The sequence below is a fragment of the Micromonospora sp. NPDC005707 genome, from assembly GCF_040631005.1.
GTDB lineage: Bacteria > Actinomycetota > Actinomycetes > Mycobacteriales > Micromonosporaceae > Micromonospora.
The window spans coordinates 184,406-200,829 of record NZ_JBEXYR010000002.1; the positions used below are offsets into that span (position 1 = coordinate 184,406).

The window sequence follows — 16,424 nt, forward strand, 5'->3', positions numbered from 1 at the left end:
CCGCGGGGTCAGGCTGTCACTGCTTCACGTAGGCGTCCACGAAGCTGGGCCAGCCGAAGATGCTGCCGATGAAGACACCACCGGCCTTCTCGCCGTGCGCGATGGAGATGACCTCGTTGTAGAGCGGCACCGCCGGCGCCGACTCCTTCATGAGCTTCTCGTCCAGCGCGCTCCACTCCTCGGCCTGCTTGGCCGGGTCCTCCGCGAGCACCCGGTCGAACTCGGCGTTGATGGCGGCGCTGTTCAGCTGGGAGGTGTTGTTGCTGCCCTCGTCCTTGATGGCGCGGCCGTCGAAGAGCACCGGCAGGATCGCGGCGCCGCTGGGCCAGTCGGCGGCCCACGAGTCGACCCAGAGGTCCCACGGGTTGCTCTTCTTCTTCACGAAGTCGAGGTAGCCGTCCGCGGGGATCGGCTTGATGGTGACGGTGAAGCCGGCCTTCTCCAGGGCGGCCTTGACCTGGGTGGCGGTCTCCTGCTGCCAGGTCTCGTCGCCGGTGCCGAGCACCAGGTTCGCCGACTTGCCGGCGAGCAGCTCCTTGGCCTTCGCCGGGTTGCCGCTCTCGCCGGCCGGGTACGCGTCGAACTGCTTGTAGCCGAGCGTGGTGGGCGGCAGCAGGGTGGTGAGCGGCACGGCGCCGTACGGTCCGCCGAGGTTCTTGGTGATGCTGCTGCGGTCGATCGCGTAGTTGATCGCCTGCCGCACGGCCAGGTCGGTGACGCGCGTCGTGTTGATGCTCAGCCGGTAGGCGTTCGGCGTGGCGGCGACGATCATCCGCTCCTTGAGCTTGGCGTCGCCGGTGACCTTCGCGATCAGCTCGGACGGCACGCCGCCGGTGGCCACCGCCGCCGAGTCGTTGCCGGTGCCGGCGAGGACCCGGTTGGTCTGGGTGGCCTGGTCCGAGCCGAGCGACCAGATGAACTTGTCCGGGTACGCGTGCCGCACCGGGTCCGTGGCCGGGTCCCAGTTCGGGTTGCGCTCCAGCACCATCTCCACGCCGGGCTGGATCTTCGTGAACTTGTAGGGCCCGGACGAGAACGGCTGGTTGTCCAGGTTGACGCCGGTGTCCTTGTCGGCCGGCAGCGGCGCGGTGGCCGGCAGCGACACGGCGAACGGCAGGTCACAGCGCGGCTTGTTGAACTCGAAGCGCAGCGTCTGCGCGTCCGGGGTGCTCAGGCCCGGCGGCAGCGAGGTCTTGTTGGCCTTGAAGTTCCACTTGGTGTCGTACTGCGGGCTGTCGGCCAGCCACTCCTGCAGGTAGGTGGGGCCGCCGGTCAGGTCGGGGTCGAACGAGCGGGCGATCCCGTACGCGATCTCCTTGGAGGTGATCGGACGGCCGTCCTCGAACTTGACGCCCTGCTTGATCTTGAATTCCCAGACCTTGCAGTCGTTGTTGACGTTCTTGCCGGGGGTCTCCGCCAGGTCGCCGACCAGGGTCACGTTGCCCTTGCCGTCGTCCTTGAACGTGGTGAGGAAGCGGGCGTAGAGCTGGCTCCCCATCAGGCCGGCGAACGAGTAGACCCGCTGCGGGTCCAGGTGGGAGATCTTGTTCTCGCGCAGGATGTAGAAGGTCCCGCCCTTGGCCGCGCCGGGTACCTCGGCCGCCGGACCCAGCGAGTCCTTGGGGTCGGTCGCGATGGCGCCGCTGCGGGGCTTGTTGGTGTCCACCTTGTCGCCGTTGTCGCCGGTGTTCTTGCTGCATGCACTGAGGGCGACCACCAGTGCCATCGCACCGCCCATGGCGGTGGCGAGTCTTGCTCGCATACTCACTCCTCCGGGTCCGATGAAAGAAAGCTTCGCTCAGCTTTCATCCGCGGTAAATTTCGAGCAGATAACGAATAGACGGCGAACGCGAGGTCAGCCGAGGCGTACCCGCGGATCGATGTACGCGTAGAGCAGGTCGACCACGATGTTCGCGACGACCACGAAGAGCGCGGAGATCAGCACGGTGGCCATGATGGTCGGCAGGTCGCCCTGGCGGACCGCCTCCACGGCGGTACGCCCCAGCCCCTGGATGCCGAACGTCGTCTCGGTGATGACCGTGCCGCCCAGTGCCGCGCCCACGTCGATGCCGGCGATGGTCACGATCGGGGTGATCGCCGCCCGCAGCGCGTGCCGCCCGTAGACCTTCCGCTTCGCCACGCCCTTGGCTCGGGCGGTCCGGACGAAGTCCTCGGAGAGCGTCTCCAGCATCTGCGCCCGGGACAGCCGGGCGTAGATGGCGGAGAAGAGCAGGGCCAGGGTCACCCAGGCCAGCACCAGCCCGCGCGCCCACTCCACCGGGTTCTCGAGGAAGGGCACGTACCGCGGCGTCGGCAAGATCTTCAACGAGTACACGAAGATCAGCAACAGCACGGCGCCGACGAAGTAGAGCTGCAACGAGGCGAAGGTCAGCGTGAGCCCGATCGAGACCCGGTCGAGCAGCGAGCCCCGCCGTAGCGCCGATATCATGCCGAGCCCCACCCCGAGCGCGAGCCAGAGCACCGCCGCGGGGAGCACGATGTTCAACGTCACGGGCAGCACCCGGGCGAACGTGTCGGTGACCGCCTCGCTGTTGACGTAGGAGTAGCCGAGGCAGGGGGCCTCGCACTTGCCGCCCTGCGCGCTGCCCAGGTCGCGGCCGACGAAGATGCCCTTCATGTAGTTGGCGTACTGCGTCGGCTTCGGGTCGTTGAGCCCCAGCTCCGTCCGCACCCGCTCCAGGCGCTCGGCGTTGCAGTTCTTCGGGCACATGCCGGTCACCGGATCGCGGGGCAGCGCGAAGAACATGAGGAAGCTGACGATGCTCACCGCGAGCAGCACCGAGACCGCAAGCAGCACTCGCTTCAGCAGGAACCGCACCATGGCGCCGAACCCCTTACCGTGACGACTTCGGATCGAGCGCGTCGCGCAGCGCGTCGCCGAAGAGGTTGAACGCCAGCACGAGCGCGAAGATGGTGATGCCCGGGAAGAAGACGTACGCCGGGTCGGTCTGCAGGTAGTCGATGCTGCGGTAGATCATCCGGCCGAAGCTCGGCACCGACTCGGGCAGCCCGACGCCGAGGAAGGACAGTGCCGCCTCACCGGTGACGTACGACGGCACCGCGAGCGAGAACGCGACAAGGATCGGCGCCCAGATGTTCGGCAGCAGCTGCCGGAAGAGCATGTGGCCCAGCCCGGCGCCGCTGGCCCGCGCCGCCTCGACGAACTCCCGTTCGCGCAGCGACACCACCTGCCCGCGGACGAGTCGCGCCGTGCCGGTCCAGCCGAACGCGGCGAACACCACGATCAACGTGGTCACCGCGAACCAGGTGGGCACCGCGTCTCGGGGGCCGTAGAACCGCAGCGAGAACGTCGGGACCACGGCCAGCGCGAAGATGAGGAACGGCATCGCCAGGGCGACGTCGGTGATCCACATGATCACGGAATCGACCACGCCACCCAGGTAGCCGGCGACGATCCCGAGCACCACGCCGATCGTGGTGGTGACGAGCGCGGCGCCCAGGGCGATCAGCAGCGAGGTGCGGATGCCGTAGATCATCCGGATGAAGATGTCCCGGCCCAGGCCCGGTTCGAGCCCGAACCAGTGGTCGCCGCTGACCCCGCCCACGTAGCCGAGCGGCATGCCGGTGCTGTCCAGCAGGTCGCCGAACTGCTGGCTCGGCGACATGCCGTAGAGCCGCTGGAGCAGCGGCGCCGCCAGTGCCGCCAGGATGAACACGGCCAGCACGATGCCGCTGACCAGGGCCGTGCGGTCCCGGCGCAGCCGGCTCCAGACGAGTTGGCCGGGCGAGCGCCCGACGAGACCCTTCTCCTCGGGGCCCGCACCGGTGGACTCGATTTCGGCAAGCGCCACGCCCTCGACCGGGGACAGGCTCATTTCGACACCTCCTCGGCGGTCGCGGCGGCCGGTCCGGCGCCCTGGCTGATCGTTCCCGTCTCCGGGAAGTGGCAGGCGGTGGCCTGGTTGCCACCGTCCCGGGAAACGAGCGCCGGCTCCTCGGTGGCGCACCGCTCCTGCGCCTTCCAGCAGCGGGTGCGGAAGCGGCAGCCCGACGGCGGGTTGAGCGGGGTGGGCACGTCGCCGGTGAGCCGGATCCGCCCGGCCGGCCCGAGCGCCGTGACGTCGGGGATGGCCGACAGCAGCGCGCGCGTGTACGGGTGCTGCGGCCGCTGGTAGATGTCGTCGCGGTCACCGATCTCGACGATCTTGCCGAGGTACATGACGGCGACCCGGTGACAGAAGTGCCGCACCACGGCGAGGTCGTGGGCGATGAACACGAACGCCAGGTCCAGGTCGCGTTGCAGGTCACGCAGCAGGTTGATGACCTGGGCCTGGATCGAGACGTCCAGGGCGGAGACGGGTTCGTCGGCGACGATGAGCTTCGGGCGCAGCGCGAGGGCGCGGGCGATGCCGATGCGCTGGCGCTGCCCGCCGGAGAACTCGTGCGGGTAGCGGTTGTAGTGCTCCGGGTTCAACCCGACCAGTTCCAGCAGCTCCTGCACGCGCTTCCGGATGCCGCCCGGCGGGTTGATGCCGTTGACCTGCAACGGCATGGCCACGATCCGCCCGACCGTGTGCCGGGGGTTCAGCGAGGCGTAGGGGTCCTGGAAGATGATCTGGAGGTCCTGCCGCAGCGGCCGCAGCGCGCCGCGACGGGCGTGGGTGATGTCCCGCCCCGCGAACTCGATGGTGCCGGAGGTGGGCTCCAGCAGCCGCACCAGCATCCGCCCGGTGGTGGTCTTCCCGCATCCGGACTCACCGACCAGGCCCAGGGTCTCCCCCGGCCGCACGTCGAGGTCCAGGCCGTCGACCGCCCGGACGGCGCCCTTGGCGCGGAAGCCCTCCCGCACCGGGAAGTGCTTCGTCAGCCCCCGCACGCGCAGCAGCGACTCGGTCTCGGTGCTCATCGGGCCACTCCCACCTGGGCGATGTCCTGCTGGTAGAGCCGGGTGCGCTCCTCGGCCGGCAGGTGGCAGGCGACCAGATGGCCCGCCTCCCCGGCCGCCCGGAGCTCGGGCACCTCGGTGCGGGAGCGGTCGCCGTTGCGGTCGGCGTAACGGCAGCGCGGGTGGAACGCGCACCCCGACGGCAGGTTGATCAGCGACGGCGGGTTGCCCTTGATCGGCACCAGGTCCGCGTCCGCGTCGCCGTGCAGCGAGGGCACGCTCGACAACAACCCCCAGGTGTACGGATGCTGCGGCCGCCGCAGCACCTGCTCCACGCTGCCGTGCTCGACCGCCCGCCCCCCGTACATGACGAGGACGTCGTCCGCCACCTGGCTGACCACGCCCAGGTCGTGGGTGATCAGGATGATCGCGGAGCGGAACTCCTCCTGGAGGTCGCTGAGCAGGTCCAGGATCTGCGCCTGCACCGTCACGTCCAGGGCGGTGGTCGGCTCGTCGGCGATCAGCAGGTCCGGGTCGTTGACCAGGGCCATGGCGATCATCGCCCGCTGCCGCATGCCACCGGAGAACTCGTGCGGGTACTGGTCGAACCGCTTCGCCGGCTGCGGGATGCCGACCCGGCCCAGCATGTCCACGGCCCGGGTGCGCGCCTCCCGCCTCCCGGCCCGCGGATGATGCACCCGGTACGCCTCGGCGATCTGCTTGCCGACCGTGTAGTACGGGTGCAGCGCCGACAGCGGATCCTGGAAGATCATGGCCATGTCCCGGCCCCGGAGCCGCCGCACCTCCTCCTCGGGCAGCCCGACCAGCTGACGACCACCCACCGAGATCTCCCCGGTGATGGTGGCCCGCTTGGTGTTGTGCAGGCCGAGGACCGCCAGCGACGTGACGCTCTTCCCCGACCCCGACTCGCCCACGATGCCCAGGGTCCGACCGCGCTCGACGGCGAACGAGACCCCGTCGACGGCCTTCACCACGCCGTCCTCGGTGTCGAACCGCACCCGCAGGTCGCGGACCTGCAGATAGGGGCCCTCGCCGGTGCGTTGCGCCGGCACCTCGGGGCGGTCCGGCTCCCCGGACGGCACCGTCTCCGACCTGCCCATGACCGCCTCCCTCAGTGACGAAGAGAACTTACAACAAACTTCTGGAGGCGAAAATAAGCTACAAACCGCGGCCTGTCAGCGGCCCGAGCGTAACGACTGGGTTTCCAACCTGAACAGCCCTCACCTGGACATTCATGGTTGCGACTGGGCATCGCCCGCCTCGCCCTCCGCACGCGAGGTGCGACCATGGCCGTGGCGACCAAGCGAAGATTCCCGCCGACACGAGGTGGAGGTGACCATGACCGCGGCGGTGTTCGGCCACGACGGCCCGTGGACCGAAGAGGAGTACCTCGCCCTCGGCGAGACGCAGCAACGCGTCGAACTCTTCGACGGGAGCCTCCACGTGACGCCAGCCCCCACCCCACGGCACCAGCGCATCCAGCGAAACCTCGGCAACCTCCTCGAGGAGGCGGCGCGGAGCGCCGGGCTGGAACTGCTGGAGACGGTCAACGTCCGGCTCAAACCGGGCCGGATCCCCATCCCTGACCTGGTCGTCACCCAGCCGATCGACTTCGACGAACCGATGGTCGAGGCACAGGACGTCCGTCTGGTCTGCGAGATCATCTCGCCGAGCAACGCGGCCACCGACAAGGTGCTCAAAATGCACTACTACGCCGCCGCGGGCATCGAGTGGTATCTGCTGGTCGAACAAGAGAACGGAACCCTGCACCTCTACCGCCGGCACGGCCGGCACTACAGCGAACACTCCGTGACCAAACCGGGTGAGGCGCTGATGCTGACCGAGCCCGTCCGGGCGACGATCCGGCCGGAGGATCTCGTCCCCTGACGGATGTCGGTCGGGTCGCCTAGGGTCGGGCGCATGACCGAGTTCGACGCGGCCACCGCCGCCGTCCAGGCCGCCCTCGACGCGGGAGCCCGGTACGCGGACGCCCGGGTGATGCACCGCCGCTACGAGTCGATGTCGGCCCGCAACGGGGACATCGAGGAGCTGACCCAGGACGAGAGCATCGGGCTCGGCGTCCGCGCCCTGGTCGGGTCGAGTTGGGGCTTCCACGCCGTACCCGAGCTGTCGGACGCCGCGGCCCGCGACGCCGGCCGGCGCGCCGCGGCGATCGCCACGGCGAGCGCGCGGGTCCCCGGCCCGCCCATCGACCTCGTCCCGGTCGACGCGACGGTGGCGAGCTGGGCCTCGGCCTGCGCGGTCGACCCGCTCGGCGTGCCGCTCTCCGACAAGGGCGACCTGCTGACCCGCGCCACCGCGACGATGCGGGAGCACGGCGCCGACCTGGCCGAGGGGCTCTACCAGATCTGGGACACCGCCAAGTGGTTCGTCTCCAGCGAGGGGCACCGCATCGACCAGCGCATCCGCGAGTGCGGCGGCGGCATCTCGGCCACCTCGATCGGCGACGGTGAGACCCAGCGCCGCTCCTATCCGAGCTACCGGGGCCAGTACGGCACCACCGGATGGGAGCTGGTCACGTCGCTGGACCTGGCCGCGCACGCCGCCCGGATCGCCGAGGAGTCCCGGGAGCTGCTGACCGCCCCCGAGTGCCCGTCCGGCGAGACCGACCTGATCCTCGGCGGCGAGCAGCTCGCCCTGCAGATCCACGAGTCGGTCGGGCACGCCATCGAGCTGGACCGGATCCTCGGCTGGGAGGCCGCGTTCGCCGGCACGTCCTGGCTGGACCTGACCCGGCTCGGCTCGCTGCGCTACGGCTCCGAGCTCATGAACGTCACCATCGACCCGACCATCCCCGGCGCGCTGGGCAGCTTCGGCTTCGACGACGAGGGCTCCCCGGCGGTCAGGCGGGACGCGGTCCGCGAGGGTCGCTGGGTGGGTGTGCTCGCCGGCCGGGACTCGGCCGCCGTCGCCGGTCTGGACTACGGCGGCAGCGTACGGGCGGACGGCTGGGCGCGGCTGCCCATGGTGCGGATGACCAACGTGGGCCTGGAACCGGGCCCGCACACGCTCGACGAGATCATCGCGGCCACCGACGACGGGGTGCTCATGGACCTCAACCGCTCCTGGTCCATCGACGACAAACGGCTCAACTTCCAGTTCGGCTGCGAGGTCGGCTGGGAGGTGAAGAAGGGCCGCCGGGGGCGGATGCTGCGCAACCCCACCTACACGGGGATCGGGCCGGTCTTCTGGCGCTCGATGGACATGCTCTCGTCGGAGATCGTGCCGTGGGGCACGCCCAACTGCGGCAAGGGACAACCGGGCCAGACCGGGCACACCGGCCACCCGGCCGCACCGGCCCGCTTCCGCAACGTCCGGGTGGGGGTGCGGGCATGAGCGAGCTGGAACTCGCCGGCCGGGTGATTGAGCTGATCCGCCGGCTGGCCGGGTCGGAGGCCCAGGCCGAGGTGGTGGTGACGCGCGCCGACCTGGCGCTGACCCGGTTCGCCAACTCGTTCATCCACCAGAACGTCGCCGAGTCGGGCACCACGGTCCGGCTGCGGGTGCACGCCGACGGTCGGACGGCCGCGGGCAGCGGCAGCCTGGTCGACCCCGACGGGTTGACCGCGCTGGTCGAGCGGACCCTGGCCGCGACCCGGCTCGCGCCGGCCGACCCGGCCTGGCCGGGCCTCACCCCGCCGGCGCCGGTTCCGTCGGGAGCGCCCGTCGACGAGGCCACCGCGGCCGCCTCGCCCGACGAGCGGGCCGCCCGGGTGCGCGCCTTCGTGGACGCGGTCGAGGGGCTGGAGGCCGCGGGCTACTGCCGGACGGCCCACCGGTCCGGGGCGTTCGCCAACTCGGCCGGGCAGTCGGCGGTGGGGCGGTCGGCCGAGGCGGCCATGGACGGCATCGCCCGGACGGGCGGCGCCGACGGGGTTGCCCGGCAGGCCGCCGACCGCCTCGCCGACCTGGACGGCGGGGCCCTGGGCGCGCGGGCGGCGGCGAAGGCGCGGGCCGCGGCCGACCCCGTCGAGCTGCCGCCGGGGCGCTACGAGGTGGTGCTCGAACCGGCCGCCGTGGCCGATCTCCTGCAGAATCTCGCCTGGTACGGCTTCAACGGCAAGCGGCACGCCGAGCGGCAGTCCTTCGCCGAGCCGGGCACCGTCCAGTTCGACCCGGCGGTGACCCTCGTGGACGATCCGCTGCACGCCTCCGGGCTGCCGTACGACCTGGAGGGCACGCCCCGGCGGGTGCTGACCCTGGTCGAGGCGGGCACCACGGCGGCGGTGGCGCACGACCGGCGCAGCGGCGCCGAGGCGGGCACCGTGTCCACCGGGCACGGGATGGCCGGGGCGTCCACGTTCGGCCCGATCCCGCACAACCTCCGCCTGCTGCCGACGGGCGGCCCGACGGAGGTGGCCGCCGGGCAGCTCAGCGCCGGGGTGACGGGCGCGGTGGCCGACCCGGACACCGCCGCCCTGGTCGCCGGGATGGCACGGGGCCTGCTGGTCAGCGACTTCTGGTACACCCGGGTGCTCGACCCGAAGCAACTGGTCGTCACCGGCCTGACCCGCAACGGCGTGTGGCTCGTGGAGGACGGTGTGCCCACCCGGGCGGTGCGCGACTTCCGGTTCACCGAGTCCTACCCGCGGGCGATGGGCCCGGGTCGGGTGCTCGGCCTCGGCCGGGCGCCGGTCCGCCAGCCGGACCGGATGGACGGCTCCTGGTGGGAGGCTCCGGCGCTGCGGCTGGCGTCCTGGAACTTCACCGGTGGCGCGTCCGGCTGACGGTCCAAGATATTGATCTTGGTTCGGGTCTTTCCAACCTCCCGGACACACGGGACACTGCGTTGCGCGGCCGGGCCGCGAAGATCGGCGTAACGTGTGTCACTTAGCTGCGCCGGTTCGCCGGTGCGGCCTGTACGTGCGCAAGACGTGGCAGTGGACGCGGTCTCGCCCGGTCCGCTGACCGGTACGGAAGGTGTGATCCGCCGCCCTCGTGAAGGGCGCCGTCAGGGAGACGACTCGAATGACATCAACGGCAACGAGGCCGCGAGGGGCGCGGGCACGCGCCGCGATAGCGGCCAAGACGTTGCGGACCGACCGCTGGTGGTTCGCGCCACTGATCACCGTCGTCGGGCTCAGCGCCTGGGTCATCTACGCGACGGTCCGGGTCTTCATGCACAAGTGGTACTGGGTGGACCAGTACCACTACCTGACGCCGTTCTACTCCCCCTGCGTCACCGAGCGGTGCGTCGAGGGGTCCTCGCACTTCGGCAGCTTCCTGCCGGGCTGGTGGATCATCCCGGACGCGGCGCTGACCCTGCCGTTCCTGCTGCTGTTCCGGCTCACCTGCTACTACTACCGCAAGGCCTACTACCGGTCGTTCTGGCTGTCGCCGCCGGCCTGCGCCGTACCGGACGGGCACCAGGCGTACAGCGGTGAGACCCGGTTCCCGCTGCTCGGCCAGAACCTGCACCGCTACTTCTTCTACCTCGCCGCGATCATCTCGCTGATCAACACCTACGACGCGATCTACGCGTTCCACTCGCCGAAGGGCTTCGGTTTCGGCCTGGGCAACGTGATCCTGCTGGTCAACGTGGTGATGCTCTGGGCGTACACCATCTCCTGCCACTCCTGCCGGCACATCATCGGCGGGCGGCTCAAGCACTTCTCCAAGCACCCGCTGCGCTACCGCGCGTGGACCGGGGTGTCCTGGCTGAACGTCCGGCACATGCAGCTCGCCTGGATCACCCTCGGCACCCTGGCGCTGACCGACTTCTACGTCATGGCGGTCGCGGCCGAGTGGTTCCCCGATCTGCGGTTCATCAACTGAAGGCCCCTGACATGACTGAGACGCGAATCGAACGACACCACTACGACGTCGTCGTGATCGGGGCCGGCGGCGCCGGCCTGCGCGCGGCGATCGAGGCCCGGCTGGCCGGCAAGAAGACGGCGATCATCTCGAAGTCGCTGTTCGGCAAGGCGCACACGGTGATGGCCGAGGGCGGCGCGGCGGCCGCCATGGGCAACGTGAACTCCCGGGACAACTGGCAGGTGCACTTCCGGGACACCATGCGCGGCGGCAAGTTCCTCAACAACTTCCGGATGGCCGAGCTGCACGCGAAGGAGTCGCCGCAGCGGATCTGGGAGCTGGAGACGTACGGGGCGCTCTTCGACCGCACCAAGGACGGGAAGATCTCCCAGCGCAACTTCGGCGGCCACGAGTACCCGCGGCTGGCGCACGTCGGCGACCGGACCGGCCTCGAACTGATCCGCACCCTCCAGCAGAAGATCGTCTCCCTCCAGCAGGAGGACAAGCGGGAGCACGGCGACTACGAGGCCCGGATCAGGGTCTTCTCCGAGACCACCATCACCGAGCTGCTGCTCGACGGCGACCGGGTCGCGGGCGCGTTCGGCTACTTCCGCGAGTCCGGCGACTTCGTCCTCTTCGAGGCCCCGGCCGTGGTCCTCGCGACCGGCGGCGTCGGCCGCTCCTACAAGGTCACCTCGAACTCCTGGGAGTACACGGGGGACGGTCACGCCCTCGCGCTGCGCGCCGGGGCGACCCTGATCAACATGGAGTTCCTCCAGTTCCACCCGACCGGCATGGTCTGGCCGCCCTCGGTGAAGGGCATCCTGGTCACCGAGTCGGTCCGCGGCGACGGCGGGGTGCTCAAGAACTCCGAGGGCAAGCGGTTCATGTTCGACTACGTCCCGGACGTGTTCCGCAAGCAGTACGCGGACAACGAGGCCGAGGCGGACCGCTGGTACAAGGACCCGGACAACAACCGGCGCCCACCGGAGCTGCTCCCCCGCGACGAGGTCGCCCGGGCCATCAACAGCGAGGTCAAGGCCGGTCGGGGCACGCCGGCCGGCGGCGTCTTCCTGGACATCGCCTCCCGGCTGCCGGCCGAGGAGATCCGGCGCCGGCTGCCCTCGATGTACCACCAGTTCAAGGAGCTGGCCGACGTCGACATCACCAAGGAGCCCATGGAGGTCGGCCCGACCTGCCACTACGTGATGGGCGGCGTCGAGGTGGACCCGGACTCCGGTGCGGCGTACGGCACGGTGCGCGGGCTCTTCGCCGCCGGTGAGGTCTCCGGCGGCATGCACGGCTCCAACCGGCTCGGCGGCAACTCGCTGTCGGACCTGCTGGTCTTCGGCAAGCGGGCGGGCGGCCACGCCGCCTCGTACGCCGACCAGCTCACCGCGCGCCCGGCGGTGTCGGTGGCGGCGGTGGAGGCCGCGGTGGAGACGGCGCTGGCCCCGCTGCAGCGGGACACCGGCGAGAGCCCCTACACCCTCCAGCAGGACCTCCAGGCGGTGATGGGGGATCTGGTCGGCATCATCCGCCGGGAAGGTGAGCTGGTCGACGCGCTGGCCCGACTGGCCGAGCTGCGCGAACGGGTGGCGAAGGTGAGCGCGGCCGGCGGCCGGCGCTACAACCCGGGCTGGCACCTGGCTCTCGACCTGCGCAACATGCTGGTCGTCTCCGAGTGCACCGCGAAGGCCGCCCTGGAGCGGCAGGAGTCGCGCGGCGGGCACACCCGGGAGGACCACCCCGCCATGGACCCGAAGTGGCGGCGGGTGAACCTGGTCTGCGCGCTGGACGGCGACACGGTCCGGCTGACCCGGAAGCCGCTGCCGAAGATGCGGGCGGAGCTGATCTCCCTGTTCGACCGGGCCGAGCTGGCCAAGTACCTGACCGACGAGGAACTCGCCGAGTTCGACGCCCTCACCGAGGAGGAGCGCTGAGGAATGGGAACTGACAAGACTCAGGCGACCGGCAAGCCGGGCGCCAAGCGGCCATTCCGCATCTGGCGGGGCGACGAGAACGGCGGCGAGCTGCGCGACTACACCGTCGAGGTGAACGAGGGCGAGGTCGTCCTCGACGTGATCCACCGCCTCCAGGCCACCGACGCGCCCGACCTGGCGTGCCGGTGGAACTGCAAGGCCGGCAAGTGCGGCTCGTGCTCCATGGAGATCAACGGCAAGCCCCGGCTGAGCTGCATGACCCGGATGTCGACCTTCGAGGAGGGGGAGACCGTCACGGTCACCCCGCTGCGCACCTTCCCGGTCATCCGGGACCTCGTCACCGACGTCTCGTTCAACTACGAGAAGGCGCGGGAGACGCCGGCGTTCGCGCCGCCGGTCGACGTGGCCCCGGGCGACTACCGGATGCAGCAGGTCGACGTCGAGCGCTCGCAGGAGTTCCGGAAGTGCATCGAGTGCTTCCTCTGCCAGAACGTCTGCCACGTGATTCGCGACCACGAGGAGAACAAGCAGGCGTTCTCCGGTCCCCGGTTCTTCATCCGGGCCGCCGAGCTGGACATGCACCCGCTCGACGCGAAGACCGACCGCAAGGAGTACGCGCAGTCCGAGATGGGCCTCGGTTTCTGCAACATCACCAAGTGCTGCACCGAGGTCTGCCCCGAGCACATCAAGATCACCGACAACGGGATCATCCCCATGAAGGAGCGGGTCGTCGACCGCAGGTACGATCCCCTTGTGTGGCTTGGTAGCAAGATCTTCCGGAGGGGTCAGGTGCCTCAGACCAGCGTGACCAGCGGGCATTCGAGCGGCGCCGTGACCGCCGGCGCGGCGCACGGCGGGGTGCACTCGCACGCCGGCGGCTCGCACGACACGGCGGCCGAGCGGCAGGCGCAGCAGGGCGTCAACTGGCACCGCGAGGTGCCGCACCCGACCGCCCCCGCGGTCGACGTCAACGGCAAGCTGCCGCTGACCGAACTGACCTTCGACCGGGCCGCCGCGCCGTCGCCGTTCGGTGACGACGTGACCTTCCCGCTGCCGCCGGAGCACCTGAACTTCGCCCACCCGCAGCAGGACGAGCCGAAGCACTGAGCAGCACACCGACAACGACGACGGGGGCCGCGGCACATGCCGCCGGGCCCCCGTCCCGTTTCCGTCCCCGCGTCCGCTTCCGCCGCTCAGGCGCCGGCGAGCAGCGGGCGCAGGGCCGCGACTCCCCCGGTCCGCTTCCGCCGGTCAGGCGCCGGCGAGCAGCGGGCGCAGGGCGGCGACGATCGGCACGTCGGCCGGCAGCCAGGGGACGGTGTCGAGCTCGCCGGCCGCGAGCCAGCGCAGCTCCAGGTGCTCCAGGGCCTTCGGCTGGTCACCGTGGAGGAGGCGGGCCGCGTACACCCGGAGGACGGACCGGCCGTGGGCCATCCGCACGTCGCGGCCGACCCGCGCGCCGATCTCCACCCGGACGCCGAGCTCCTCGGCGCACTCGCGGACCAGCGCGTCGGTCTCGGTCTCCCCGGGCTCCACCTTGCCGCCGGGGAACTCCCAGCGCCCGGCCACCTCGGGTGGCGCGGAGCGCGCGCAGGCCAGGACCCTGCCGTCCACGATGATCGCCGCCCCGACGACAACCCTCGGCTCCCGCCGGTCCTGCCCGTTCCCGCTAACCCGTTCGGTCCGCACGGGCGTCCAGCGTGCCAGATCAATCGGCGGTTTGGGTAGCTGAGTCGACCGTCAGGTCAGCAGAACACGGAAGTGTGGGCGTGGACACACCATCTGTGCGACGACAGACTAGAGGGCGTCGACTCGGACACGGGATGGCGACGATTAGGCCACAAGCCGGCAACGACGCCTGGGAGGTGCGGTGATGCGCGTGCTGTTCAACGGCCGGGCGAAACACGACTACCTCAACGACGCGCTCGCCCTGCTGTCCGGCTGGACCCGCGAGGGCGAACAGATCCGCCGCACGCTCGTCATCGACGACACCCAGCACGCCGCGCTCACCGAGCGCGTCGCCGTGGTCGCCGACGCGCTGCGCCTGCGGCCGGAGATCAGCCGCCGGGCCGACCGCACCCAGATCAGGGTGGGTCACGGCGACGGCGAGCCGCTCACCGAGGGCGAGGTCCTGCTGGCGGCGCGCATCGAGGATGCGGTCCGCGCGGTCACCGAGCCCTGAACGCTCTCCTGAAAGAAACCTGAAAGTTCTGGTTAGCCCAAATCCTCCAGGGTAGGACTTCCGTGGACAGGGAACCGCAAGGCTCCCGAAAGCGACGGAATGTGCGATAACCCCCTGAGGAGCTGACCATGACGACGCCCACCGCGGCCACCGACCACGTGCACACCGGCCACGTCGAACGCGACGCCCGGCACCTGCACCGGCACGGCGAGGAGACCAAGCCGGCGTGGAAGACCACCGAGCTGGCCGTCTACCTGCTCGCCGTCGTCGGCGTCCTGATCGCCTCGAACGCCGTCGGCGACGGTGCCGCGGACAACGGCGGCGACTACTTCGCCGCCGACAAGGCCTGGTGGTACATCACCCTGCTGACCGTCGGCTACCTGATCAGCCGGGGCCTGGCCAAGGCCGGCAGCCGCAGCCGCGACCACGACCCGCGCGTCGACCACTGACCCCTCCGGACCGCGGCAGCCCCGTCCATGTGGACGGGGCTGCCGTCGTCCATCCGGGGCTCCGGCCGGCTGGCGAGCCCCACCTACCGTCGGGGGCATGGCCGATCCGACGTACGACCGCAGGGAACAGTTCCAGCAGATCCAGAGCGGGCTCCTGCCCGGTGAGCAGGTCATCGCCGTCTACGACGCCGTCGGCACGGGCACCGGGTTCATCGGCCTGACCGACCGCCGGGTCATCATCCAGGACCGCTCCTTCGTCGGGAAGCGGTACGCGATCACCAGCATCCCCTATGCGAAGATCACCAGCGTGAGCGTGGTGAGCAACAAGTCGTGGGGCGGCTCGTTCTTCTCCACCGGGGCCATCGCCATCCACGTCGGCACGCACACCTACGAGGTGGAGTTCCGGGGCGCGCAGAAGAGCCACCACGTGCACAACGTCATCCTCCACCACATCTCCTGACGTGCCGGACGACCTGCCGGCGGCGCTCTACGACGCGGACAACGCGTGGGGACGCGACGACGACTTCTTCCTGCGCCTCGTCGGGCGAGCGCCGGCCCGGGTCCTCGACCTGGGCTGCGGCGCCGGCCGGCTCACCCTGGCCCTGGCCGCCGCCGGTCACCGCGTCACCGGCGTCGACCCGGAGCCGGGGTCGCTCGCGGCGGCGCGCGCCAAGCCCGGCGGTGACCGGGTCACCTGGCTCCCCGGCACCGCCGCCGGCCTGCCCGACGCGGCGTACGACGTGGCCGTGCTGACCAGCCACGTGGCGCAGGAGATCCGTGACGACGGGGCGTGGGCGGCCACTCTCCACCACCTGCGGCGGGCCCTGGTCGACGGCGGCCGGCTGGCGTTCGACTCGCGCGACCCGGCCGCGCGGCGCTGGGAGCGCTGGAACCCGACCGACTCCCTCCGCCGGCTCACCCTGCCGGACGGCACGACGGTGGACGCCTGGACCGAGCTGACCGCCGTGCGCGACGGCCTGGTCAGCTTCCTGCACCACTACCTGCTGCCCGACGGTGCGGAGCTGCGCACCCCGGGCACGCTGCGCTTCCGCACCGAGACCGAGCTGCGGACCGCCCTCGCCGGGGCCGGCTTCACCGTCGAGCGGGTGCTCGGCGGCTGGGCCGGGGAGCCGGTCGGCGGGAGCGACGACGGCGAGCTGATCGTGCTCGCCCGCGCGGCACGGTGA

At 70.8% G+C, this 16,424-nt stretch carries 16 protein-coding genes; 10 read left to right on the forward strand and 6 right to left on the reverse strand.

Translation table 11 applies throughout. The annotated features are described in order from the left end of the window. Positions 1 to 16 precede the first annotated feature (16 nt). The 5 genes from ABZ452_RS03395 to ABZ452_RS03415 all read right to left on the reverse strand — a co-directional run bounded on the left by ABZ452_RS03395 (position 17) and on the right by ABZ452_RS03415 (position 5,988). Complete coding sequence (locus ABZ452_RS03395) at positions 17 to 1,762, reverse strand: ABC transporter substrate-binding protein (protein ID WP_357938483.1); 1,746 nt, start codon at positions 1,760 to 1,762, stop codon at positions 17 to 19. Positions 1,763 to 1,855: 93 nt separating this feature from the next. Further along, positions 1,856 to 2,842, reverse strand: coding sequence for an ABC transporter permease (locus ABZ452_RS03400; RefSeq protein ID WP_357938485.1), 987 nt, complete (start codon positions 2,840 to 2,842; stop codon positions 1,856 to 1,858). A 13-nt stretch (positions 2,843 to 2,855) separates the two neighbouring features. Continuing rightward, positions 2,856 to 3,857 carry an ABC transporter permease gene (locus ABZ452_RS03405; RefSeq protein ID WP_357938487.1) on the reverse strand — a complete coding sequence of 334 codons (1,002 nt, stop codon included), beginning with the start codon at positions 3,855 to 3,857 and terminating at the stop codon, positions 2,856 to 2,858. Continuing rightward, the gene (locus tag ABZ452_RS03410) at positions 3,854 to 4,888 is read right to left on the reverse strand and encodes a dipeptide ABC transporter ATP-binding protein (RefSeq protein ID WP_357938489.1); all 1,035 of its coding nucleotides are present in this window, start codon (positions 4,886 to 4,888) and stop codon (positions 3,854 to 3,856) included. Before ABZ452_RS03410 ends, ABZ452_RS03405 begins: the two co-directional genes overlap by 4 nt. Continuing rightward, on the reverse strand, positions 4,885 to 5,988 hold the full coding sequence (locus ABZ452_RS03415; protein ID WP_357938491.1) for an ABC transporter ATP-binding protein: 1,104 nt from the start codon (positions 5,986 to 5,988) through the stop codon (positions 4,885 to 4,887). The genes ABZ452_RS03410 and ABZ452_RS03415 overlap by 4 nt, the downstream gene beginning before the upstream one ends. Before the next feature lie 238 nt (positions 5,989 to 6,226). Here ABZ452_RS03415 and ABZ452_RS03420 point away from each other — a divergent pair, with 238 nt between their 5' ends. The 6 genes from ABZ452_RS03420 to ABZ452_RS03445 all read left to right on the forward strand — a co-directional run bounded on the left by ABZ452_RS03420 (position 6,227) and on the right by ABZ452_RS03445 (position 13,713). Continuing rightward, positions 6,227 to 6,775 carry a Uma2 family endonuclease gene (locus ABZ452_RS03420; protein WP_357939082.1) on the forward strand — a complete coding sequence of 183 codons (549 nt, stop codon included), beginning with the start codon at positions 6,227 to 6,229 and terminating at the stop codon, positions 6,773 to 6,775. Between the two features lie 33 nt (positions 6,776 to 6,808). Next, on the forward strand, positions 6,809 to 8,245 hold the full coding sequence (locus ABZ452_RS03425; protein WP_357938493.1) for a TldD/PmbA family protein: 1,437 nt from the start codon (positions 6,809 to 6,811) through the stop codon (positions 8,243 to 8,245). Further along, positions 8,242 to 9,636 (forward strand): metallopeptidase TldD-related protein, encoded by a 1,395-nt coding sequence (locus tag ABZ452_RS03430; protein ID WP_357938495.1) that lies wholly within the window; start codon positions 8,242 to 8,244, stop codon positions 9,634 to 9,636. Before ABZ452_RS03425 ends, ABZ452_RS03430 begins: the two co-directional genes overlap by 4 nt. A 241-nt stretch (positions 9,637 to 9,877) precedes the next feature. Beyond that, a complete protein-coding gene (locus tag ABZ452_RS03435; protein ID WP_357938497.1) occupies positions 9,878 to 10,684 on the forward strand; it encodes a hypothetical protein in 807 nt (268 codons plus the stop codon). A gap of 11 nt (positions 10,685 to 10,695) precedes the next feature. Continuing rightward, positions 10,696 to 12,606 carry a fumarate reductase/succinate dehydrogenase flavoprotein subunit gene (locus tag ABZ452_RS03440; RefSeq protein ID WP_357938499.1) on the forward strand — a complete coding sequence of 637 codons (1,911 nt, stop codon included), beginning with the start codon at positions 10,696 to 10,698 and terminating at the stop codon, positions 12,604 to 12,606. Positions 12,607 to 12,609: 3 nt separating this feature from the next. Further along, positions 12,610 to 13,713: a succinate dehydrogenase/fumarate reductase iron-sulfur subunit gene (locus ABZ452_RS03445; protein ID WP_357938501.1), complete on the forward strand. Its 1,104-nt coding sequence runs from the start codon at positions 12,610 to 12,612 to the stop codon at positions 13,711 to 13,713. A gap of 144 nt (positions 13,714 to 13,857) precedes the next feature. On the opposite strand, the gene ABZ452_RS03450 is transcribed toward ABZ452_RS03445, so the two are convergent. Further along, complete coding sequence (locus ABZ452_RS03450; protein ID WP_357938503.1) at positions 13,858 to 14,295, reverse strand: (deoxy)nucleoside triphosphate pyrophosphohydrolase; 438 nt, start codon at positions 14,293 to 14,295, stop codon at positions 13,858 to 13,860. 184 nt (positions 14,296 to 14,479) lie between these two features. On the opposite strand from ABZ452_RS03450, the gene ABZ452_RS03455 reads away from it, so the two are divergent. The 4 genes from ABZ452_RS03455 (at position 14,480) to ABZ452_RS03470 (ending at position 16,424) form a co-directional block, all read left to right on the forward strand. After that, on the forward strand, positions 14,480 to 14,788 hold the full coding sequence (locus tag ABZ452_RS03455) for a 4a-hydroxytetrahydrobiopterin dehydratase (protein ID WP_357938505.1): 309 nt from the start codon (positions 14,480 to 14,482) through the stop codon (positions 14,786 to 14,788). A 128-nt stretch (positions 14,789 to 14,916) separates the two neighbouring features. Further along, positions 14,917 to 15,237 carry a hypothetical protein gene (locus ABZ452_RS03460; RefSeq protein ID WP_357938507.1) on the forward strand — a complete coding sequence of 107 codons (321 nt, stop codon included), beginning with the start codon at positions 14,917 to 14,919 and terminating at the stop codon, positions 15,235 to 15,237. Positions 15,238 to 15,334: 97 nt separating this feature from the next. Continuing rightward, positions 15,335 to 15,697: a PH domain-containing protein gene (locus ABZ452_RS03465; RefSeq protein ID WP_357938509.1), complete on the forward strand. Its 363-nt coding sequence runs from the start codon at positions 15,335 to 15,337 to the stop codon at positions 15,695 to 15,697. Between the two features lies 1 nt (position 15,698). Then, positions 15,699 to 16,424 (forward strand): class I SAM-dependent methyltransferase, encoded by a 726-nt coding sequence (locus ABZ452_RS03470; RefSeq protein WP_357938511.1) that lies wholly within the window; start codon positions 15,699 to 15,701, stop codon positions 16,422 to 16,424.

Coding starts and splice junctions, on each gene's coding strand:
- ABZ452_RS03465 (WP_357938509.1), top strand. CDS start 15,335: ATGGCCGATCCGACGTACGACCGCAGGGAACAGTTCCAGCAGATCCAG.
- ABZ452_RS03415 (WP_357938491.1), bottom strand. CDS start 5,988: ATGGGCAGGTCGGAGACGGTGCCGTCCGGGGAGCCGGACCGCCCCGAG.
- ABZ452_RS03460 (WP_357938507.1), top strand. CDS start 14,917: ATGACGACGCCCACCGCGGCCACCGACCACGTGCACACCGGCCACGTC.
- ABZ452_RS03420 (WP_357939082.1), top strand. CDS start 6,227: ATGACCGCGGCGGTGTTCGGCCACGACGGCCCGTGGACCGAAGAGGAG.
- ABZ452_RS03425 (WP_357938493.1), top strand. CDS start 6,809: ATGACCGAGTTCGACGCGGCCACCGCCGCCGTCCAGGCCGCCCTCGAC.
- ABZ452_RS03455 (WP_357938505.1), top strand. CDS start 14,480: ATGCGCGTGCTGTTCAACGGCCGGGCGAAACACGACTACCTCAACGAC.
- ABZ452_RS03440 (WP_357938499.1), top strand. CDS start 10,696: ATGACTGAGACGCGAATCGAACGACACCACTACGACGTCGTCGTGATC.
- ABZ452_RS03395 (WP_357938483.1), bottom strand. CDS start 1,762: ATGCGAGCAAGACTCGCCACCGCCATGGGCGGTGCGATGGCACTGGTG.
- ABZ452_RS03445 (WP_357938501.1), top strand. CDS start 12,610: ATGGGAACTGACAAGACTCAGGCGACCGGCAAGCCGGGCGCCAAGCGG.
- ABZ452_RS03430 (WP_357938495.1), top strand. CDS start 8,242: ATGAGCGAGCTGGAACTCGCCGGCCGGGTGATTGAGCTGATCCGCCGG.
- ABZ452_RS03435 (WP_357938497.1), top strand. CDS start 9,878: ATGACATCAACGGCAACGAGGCCGCGAGGGGCGCGGGCACGCGCCGCG.
- ABZ452_RS03405 (WP_357938487.1), bottom strand. CDS start 3,857: ATGAGCCTGTCCCCGGTCGAGGGCGTGGCGCTTGCCGAAATCGAGTCC.
- ABZ452_RS03410 (WP_357938489.1), bottom strand. CDS start 4,888: ATGAGCACCGAGACCGAGTCGCTGCTGCGCGTGCGGGGGCTGACGAAG.
- ABZ452_RS03400 (WP_357938485.1), bottom strand. CDS start 2,842: ATGGTGCGGTTCCTGCTGAAGCGAGTGCTGCTTGCGGTCTCGGTGCTG.